Source organism: Sulfolobus sp. B1, assembly GCF_007050195.1.
In the GTDB taxonomy this organism is placed as follows: domain Archaea; phylum Thermoproteota; class Thermoprotei_A; order Sulfolobales; family Sulfolobaceae; genus Saccharolobus.
Genome location: NZ_QIMI01000146.1, coordinates 1 through 3,448, shown reverse-complemented (window position 1 = coordinate 3,448; position 3,448 = coordinate 1). Strand labels below are relative to the sequence as shown.

The 3,448-nt window shown below is 34.2% G+C and carries 5 protein-coding genes and 1 pseudogene; 3 read left to right on the top strand and 3 right to left on the bottom strand.

Annotation, left to right across the window (positions count from 1 at the left end; translation table 11 throughout):
• The 3 genes and pseudogenes from DMP16_RS08535 to DMP16_RS08525 form a co-directional block, all read left to right on the top strand.
• Nucleotides 1-182, top strand: a pseudogene (locus tag DMP16_RS08535) (L-aspartate oxidase); the annotation flags it as partial.
• Complete coding sequence (gene nadC / locus DMP16_RS08530; RefSeq protein WP_069281649.1) at nucleotides 175-1,017, top strand: carboxylating nicotinate-nucleotide diphosphorylase; 843 nt, start codon at nucleotides 175-177, stop codon at nucleotides 1,015-1,017. The pseudogene DMP16_RS08535 and the gene nadC, both read left to right, overlap by 8 nt.
• A gap of 25 nt (nucleotides 1,018-1,042) precedes the next feature.
• Entirely contained in the window at nucleotides 1,043-1,414 is a 372-nt protein-coding gene (locus DMP16_RS08525; RefSeq protein ID WP_069281651.1) for a DUF302 domain-containing protein, read from the top strand.
• Here DMP16_RS08525 and DMP16_RS08520 read toward each other — a convergent pair.
• The 3 genes from DMP16_RS08520 to DMP16_RS08510 form a co-directional block, all read right to left on the bottom strand.
• On the bottom strand, nucleotides 1,403-1,744 hold the full coding sequence (locus DMP16_RS08520) for a PadR family transcriptional regulator (protein ID WP_069281653.1): 342 nt from the start codon (nucleotides 1,742-1,744) through the stop codon (nucleotides 1,403-1,405). The genes DMP16_RS08525 and DMP16_RS08520 overlap by 12 nt on opposite strands.
• Nucleotides 1,745-1,774: 30 nt before the next feature.
• Nucleotides 1,775-2,953, bottom strand: a complete 1,179-nt coding sequence (locus DMP16_RS08515; protein WP_069281655.1) for an MFS transporter — start codon at nucleotides 2,951-2,953, stop codon at nucleotides 1,775-1,777.
• Between the two features lie 67 nt (nucleotides 2,954-3,020).
• Nucleotides 3,021-3,448, bottom strand: a 428-nt coding sequence (locus DMP16_RS08510; RefSeq protein ID WP_304948041.1) for an amylo-alpha-1,6-glucosidase, incomplete at its 5' end; no start/stop codon positions are given.

Sequence of the window (3,448 nt, the reverse complement as noted above, 5' to 3'; positions counted from 1 at the left end):
ATGAGGCAATAGATAATTCTTCGATTACTCAAGAGGCTAATGCAAGTTTAGTTTCATTGTTAAGTGTTAAAGCTGCTTTGTTGAGAGAAGAGAGTAGGGGAAGTCACTATAGAACGGATTTTCCAAAAAGGAGAGATATCTGGAGAAGAAGAATATACTTTAAGGTGAAAGACAATGATTGAGCAGGTATATATTAAAAGACTTTTAGAATATTTAGAAGAGGATGTATTACCAGAAGACATAACTTCGTCAGCCTTAGAGGGAATAAAGGCTAAAGGTGTTGTGAGAGTTAAGGAAAGGGGAGTTTTGGCAGGAAATAGGTTCATAGTACCTTTCCTTAATTTTTTAGGATTTAACGTATTAAATTACAAGAAAGATGGCGAAGAGATCTATAGCAATCAAATAGTCTTAGAATTTTCTGGAGACGCTGATAAATTGTTGAGCATTGAAAGGTTAGCATTAAATATTCTGAGTAGACTTTCTGGCATAGCAACTATAACTAATGTGATGGTTAAAAAGGCTAGAGAAGTGAATCCTAACGTTAGAATTGCTGGAACTAGAAAGACTACACCAGGATTTAGGATATTTGAGAAATATGCTATTCAAGTTGGAGGAGGAGATCCTCATAGATATAATTTGAATGATGCTGTTTTAATAAAGGATAATCATATTACGCTTTACGGGAATCTTGAAGAACTTATACAGAAAATAAAGAGAAGTGTAAGTTTTACAAAGAAGATCGAGGTTGAAGTTTCATCATTTGAAAACGCAATCAAGGCTTATAAAGCTGGCGCTGATGCTATTCTTTTAGACAATATGAAACCTTATGAGATAATTCCCATTGTTAATGAACTTAAAGGTAAAGTAATTTTAGAAGCGTCTGGAGGAATTAATTTGGATAATATAGTAGATTACGCCAAGAGTGGAGTTGATGTAATTTCTAGCGGTTATATCACGCATAGTTACAAATCAATTGACTTATCTTTGGATGTTGAAAGGATTTGGGGAAAATCTTAAAAAAGTTCCATAAGTAGGTAGACCCATGTTATCTTATAAGGTTTGTAATGGTACTTTTGATGATTGTGTAAAGAAAGTTAAAGAGGTTATTTCCAAGCTAGGATTGGAGATATTTGGTATAGTTGATCACGCTAATAACGCTAGGAGAGTAGGTCTTAATTTAGATCCGACAGTTGTAATATATTTCGGTAATCCTAGAGTAGGAACATTGTTAATGCAAATTAATAGAGAAATCGCATATGAATTACCATTAAGGATACTTGTTTGGGAAAGTAATGGTGTTAATTACGTGGGCTATAAGAAACCTAGCCGAATTGCTGAAGAGTACGGTTTATCTAATAACGAAATCGCTCTTAAAATAGATGCTGTAATGGAGAATATTATTTCATCCATTTAACTTGTTAATAGTTTCTATCAGTTCATCTATTACGTTTCTAACAGCCATTAATGGTTTTTCATGAGATTTGAGAAAACTTATACCCTTGTCTGTTATGTAATATCTCTTTACAGTCTGTCCTTTGCTATTTTTTAACTCCTCATATTTTATTAACTGTTTTCTTGCCATATACTTTAGCAATACATATATAGATCCATCTGGTAATTCATAATTTAACTTACTATTTATAATTTTTTCCAATTCATAACCATTTTTAGGTCCATCGTTTAATGACTTTAAGATATACAACGTTATTACTCCCCTTAATATACGCTCAGTTCTTTTTCGCATAAAACCATTAGATATTTACGGATAAAAAGTTTATCCAAACAGAGGAACTTTACCTCTCCTCGGGGGTTTTGGTATAAGTGGGATGATTACAGCTGAAAATATTCCGATCAAGCTAGTAATTTCAGTAGCATAGATTAGGCTAGTTATTTGGGATAAGGAACCTACAATTATAGGTCCTATTACGCCTCCACCTGTAACTCCTAAACCCCAGACCAATGAATTGGCAAAACCAGTTGAGTTCCTTGGCACGAAATCTCCTACTAACGAGAGCATTAATGGGAAAGAGCTGAAGGTGAAAAGACCAAAAATCGATAGCAACGCTATATTGGGGAACCTTAAGAACAGTATAAAAGCTATTACCGCACCTGCAGTTGAAATGCCGTAGATTAGCCTCCTTCCCACCTTATCAGATAATAAGCCTAATATTGGTTGTCCTATAATTGCAGCTGATAACGCTATACTTATTGCTTCCCCTAAATTTGCTGTATAAGTATAATTAAAGTTTTCAACCAGTAACGTAGGCAGGAATTGTGAGATGCCTTGTGTAAATACGCTCCTTAGAAACGCTGAAATTGTTAGAAGTGTTATAGCCATCATTGGAGCCTTAGTTTGGGTAGGAGTTAGTGTGTCTTCCCCTTTCTTGCCTTCTAAATTGACATTTATTACCAGAGAGGGAATTGAAGCTAATATTGAAACTATACCTAAGACTACAGAGTCTAAGAACATGTTTTTATGAAGTAAGGCAAAAATCACTAGTGTTAATGTAGGGTATAATGCTCTTCCTACGCTACCCATCGATCCATTAATCCCTAAAGCGATACCTGCATTTCCCTTATATGTTACTGACAACATTGCTGCACCTAAAGGATGATAGAAGGTAGAGGCTAAACCGGTAACAGCTACGGAAAATATTATGAATGGTAAGGAATCTAAACTAATAGAATAACCAAACAGAATTAACCCTATACCCCACAACAATATTCCTAGCCCCATAGCTTTAGAGTAAGAGTTTGTCTTGTCAACTATTCTAGTAACTAATGGTGATGTTAATGCTGATATACCGAAGAATATTCCTCCTAATATCCCTACTAAAAACTTTGAAACGCCTAAGTACTCTATCAAAAAAGTGAATGATACTGGCAAGAACCAAGAGTTGCCATCGTTTATGAAGTGAGATATTGAAGTTAATGTGAGTATCTTGTATTTCATAGGATATAGTAACTTATCTATCCCTAAAAAATTTATCTATCAAGTTAAGCTACTTATAGTTCATATTTTAAATATTAGCTATCTTAACTAACATCTTGTAAACTTCGGCGTTACTCCAAGCTTGAGCTATACAACCTCTTGGCCTATAAGGGGGTATGTCTTCAAAAATCTCTGGTATAAAACCTTGATTATCTAATGCATAATTAATCAGTGGTCTAAATTGCTCAAATAATAACTTAATTTCTATGGGATTTTTTTCAACTCTAACTTTAGCATCAATGTATTGCCCTAAAAGCCAAGGCCATATGGGTCCATTATGATATGCTCTATCCCTACTCCATCTATCCCCCTTATAAACTGGAATGTAATTTGGGTCATCCCTAGCTAAAGTACTTAACCCATACGGCCTTAATAATTTATTTTCTATCAGTGATAATATTTCTTTAAAGTAGCTATCATTTTCATTTATTACTGGAAACGGTAAGGATATTGCAA

Coding starts and splice junctions, on each gene's coding strand:
- nadC (WP_069281649.1), top strand. CDS start 175: ATGATTGAGCAGGTATATATTAAAAGACTTTTAGAATATTTAGAAGAG.
- DMP16_RS08525 (WP_069281651.1), top strand. CDS start 1,043: ATGTTATCTTATAAGGTTTGTAATGGTACTTTTGATGATTGTGTAAAG.
- DMP16_RS08520 (WP_069281653.1), bottom strand. CDS start 1,744: ATGCGAAAAAGAACTGAGCGTATATTAAGGGGAGTAATAACGTTGTAT.
- DMP16_RS08515 (WP_069281655.1), bottom strand. CDS start 2,953: ATGAAATACAAGATACTCACATTAACTTCAATATCTCACTTCATAAAC.